The organism is Bacillus sp. NPDC060175, assembly GCF_042728695.1.
Classification (GTDB): Bacteria; Bacillota; Bacilli; order Bacillales; family Bacillaceae_G; genus Bacillus_A.
Genome location: NZ_JBHWYR010000194.1, coordinates 1 through 1,502, shown reverse-complemented (window position 1 = coordinate 1,502; position 1,502 = coordinate 1). Strand labels below are relative to the sequence as shown.

Below are 1,502 nucleotides of genomic sequence, written 5' to 3'. Positions count from 1 at the left end.
GCTTTTTGTGAGAGTGCTACAATCTCTTCTTTTGTAATTGAATCTTTAGTATTTATAGATGCTATATTTGTATATTTTCCATCTTCTGTTTTTGGGATTTCTAAAATCCCTTTATTTACAAGATCAACTACAGCCTTATGCTCTGAAGAATGTGTATCTACACCAGTAATTTTCCAATTATGCATAACTTTTGGCGTGTATACACCGTTCTTTACCTCTTTTAAATATGTAATAGCAAGGTTACGAATGGTTCCACCTGTTTCTCCGAATGCATTCTCTTGTTTAGATGACCAAGTTTGTTCAAATTTACGTCCCTCTAAAGCTCCCCCTTTTGCCTGAAGAGCCTCCATTCTATACGCATTCATTCCTAGCGTCATAACATTGCTCATTTTGATTGGTTTATTTGTACGAATAGAGCGTAAATTTGTAATTCTACTACCATATGGTTTTGTTAAGTCAATTTCGTATTTTACGCCTCCAAAGAAATCGTTCGTACTGTATTTAGACGCACGACGGTTTTTATCAAAGCTAACTGTTACATCTCCGGCACGAGATGAGTTAAAATATCCTGCTGCCCATTCCATATAGTCTTTTAAATCTTTTCCAGTTATCTTATATACTGTAATTTCTCCCAAAGCATATTGATAATTATACGCAATATCTTTCTTCTTTATAGGACCTATATCCAAACGGGCATAATCATTATCAATTTGATGGGCTACTACATCCGCCTTGCTGTAATGGAGCATGACCTCATGAAAGAAATCTGATAAAGGTGTCTCTTGAATCTGCACACTTGGAATACCCTTTATTTCATTTTCAGGAACAAGGTTTCTACCCTTTAATTGAGCGACTACAACATTTGCATCTCCTCTCGCATACTCATGAAAAGGTGTTAGTGTTTCTTCAAGTGTAGAATCAGATAATACTGTAGTTCCATCAGCATTTTTTACAGGTATAGCGGTAGCTGTTTTATCTTTTAAAACAAGCTTCCCATCTTGCTTTGTAAAAGTAAGGTCAATACGTGAAATATGCGTTCCGTATTTATCTGGTTCTGTAATAATTACGCCATTTACAACTTCTTTTTTTACAAGTTTATGCATATGAGCCGCAAAAATAGCGCTTAGTTCCGGACAAGCATTCGCAATATCTTGAACACCAGTACCTGGGATTCCATTCTCATTTTCTAGTCCCATATGCATAATCCCTACCATTACATCTACTTTATCTTCTAATTCTTTAATAGCCTTTTTTGTCTCTTCTACTGGATTTTTCACTACTAAACCATCCAAATGATCTGTCCCTTTTTCAAAATCACTAATCATTGGTGTATTCATACCAATAATCCCGACTTTAATTCCACCTTTTTCAACAATCGTATATGCAGGAAGAAAACGCTCTCCATTTTCCTTATAAATATTTCCTGCTAACGTCTTTCCCTTGTATTGCTCACTAACTTTTTTCAATGTATCTAATCCAAAGTTGAATTCATGATTTCCAAA

Annotated in this window: 1 protein-coding gene; it reads right to left on the bottom strand. The window is 35.1% G+C overall.

Translation table 11 applies throughout. The annotated features are described in order from the left end of the window. On the bottom strand, positions 1-1,502 hold a 1,502-nt coding region (locus tag ACFWDE_RS30475), incomplete at both ends, for a bifunctional metallophosphatase/5'-nucleotidase (protein WP_377896395.1).